Below are 804 nucleotides of genomic sequence, written 5' to 3'. Positions count from 1 at the left end.
CAACCCGAATGGAATGGCATGTAATGGAGAGTAAGGGAGTTGAATAGAATCAATCCGAATGTAATGGAATGGAATGGAACGGAATGGAATTGAATGGAATGGAATGGAATGCAATGGAATGGAATCAACCCGAGTGCAATGGAATGGAGTGGAATGGAATGGAATGGAATGGAAACAACCAGAATGGATTGGAATATAATGGAGTGTAAGGGAATTAAAAAGAATCAATCTGAATGTAATGAAATGGAATGGAACGGAATGGAATGGAATGGAATGGAATGGAATGGAATGGAATGGAATCAACCCGAGTGCAATGGAATGGAATGGAATGGAATGGAATGGAATGGAATGGATTCAACTTGAATGGAATGGAAAGAATGGAATCAACACGAGTGGAATGGCATGGATTGGAATGGAATGGAATGGAATCAACCCGAGTACAGGGGAATGGAATGGAATGGAATGCAATGGAATGGAATCATCCGTAATGGAATGGAAAGGAATGGAATGGAATGGAATGGAATGGAATGGAATGGAATCAACTCGATTGCAATGGAATGGAATGGAATGGAATTAACCCGAATAGAATGGAATGGAATGGAATGGAATGGAATGGAATGGAATGGAATGGAATGGAATGGAATGGAATGGAATGGAACGGAATAAACCCGAGTGCAATGGAATGGAGTGGAATGGAATGGAATGGAATGGAACAACCCGAATGGAATGGAATGGAATGGAGAGTAAGAGAGTTGAATAGAATCAGTCCGAATGTAATGGAATGGAAAGGAACGGAATGGAATG

General features: G+C 40.8%; 4 protein-coding genes. All 4 read left to right on the top strand.

Annotation, left to right across the window (positions count from 1 at the left end; genetic code table 11):
- Positions 1-68 precede the first annotated feature (68 nt).
- Complete coding sequence (locus tag ML342_RS11570; RefSeq protein WP_240127174.1) at positions 69-209, top strand: hypothetical protein; 141 nt, start codon at positions 69-71, stop codon at positions 207-209.
- A gap of 29 nt (positions 210-238) precedes the next feature.
- Entirely contained in the window at positions 239-577 is a 339-nt protein-coding gene (locus ML342_RS11565) for a hypothetical protein (protein WP_240127173.1), read from the top strand.
- On the top strand, positions 493-666 hold the full coding sequence (locus tag ML342_RS11560) for a hypothetical protein (protein ID WP_240127172.1): 174 nt from the start codon (positions 493-495) through the stop codon (positions 664-666). Before ML342_RS11565 ends, ML342_RS11560 begins: the two co-directional genes overlap by 85 nt.
- The coding region (locus ML342_RS11555) for a hypothetical protein (RefSeq protein WP_240127171.1) at positions 588-804 on the top strand (217 nt) is incomplete at its 3' end. The genes ML342_RS11560 and ML342_RS11555, both read left to right, overlap by 79 nt.

Source organism: Thermomonas alba (assembly GCF_022419205.1).
GTDB lineage: Bacteria > Pseudomonadota > Gammaproteobacteria > Xanthomonadales > Xanthomonadaceae > Thermomonas > Thermomonas alba.
The sequence above is the reverse complement of the archived record's forward strand: the minus strand, read 5'-3'. Positions and strand labels throughout refer to the sequence as shown.

Coding starts and splice junctions, on each gene's coding strand:
- ML342_RS11560 (WP_240127172.1), top strand. CDS start 493: ATGGAAAGGAATGGAATGGAATGGAATGGAATGGAATGGAATGGAATC.
- ML342_RS11570 (WP_240127174.1), top strand. CDS start 69: ATGGAATGGAACGGAATGGAATTGAATGGAATGGAATGGAATGCAATG.
- ML342_RS11565 (WP_240127173.1), top strand. CDS start 239: ATGAAATGGAATGGAACGGAATGGAATGGAATGGAATGGAATGGAATG.